The sequence below is a fragment of the Corynebacterium sp. HMSC072G08 genome (assembly GCF_001809185.1).
Classification (GTDB): Bacteria; Actinomycetota; Actinomycetes; order Mycobacteriales; family Mycobacteriaceae; genus Corynebacterium; species Corynebacterium phoceense.
In genome coordinates, this window is record NZ_KV796464.1 from 113,460 (window position 1) to 113,731 (window position 272).

Below are 272 nucleotides of genomic sequence, written 5' to 3' on the forward strand. Positions count from 1 at the left end.
TCTTCTCCGCGCGTGCGGAGGTATTTCCATGGACCACTTTGCACGCCATGACGTGGTTACCTCTTCTCCACGCGTGCGGAGGTATTTCCAAGTATGGAAGATCTAAGGAGTTTCTAATGGCCTCTTCTCCACGCGTGCGGAGGTATTTCCACCAGAGACTCTCATGCGGCTGGGGAAATCCTCTCTTCTCCGCGCGTGCGGAGGTATTTCCATTCGCGCCGGTCTCATCCCAGGTGATAGTGACTCTTCTCCGCGCGTGCGGAGGTATTTCC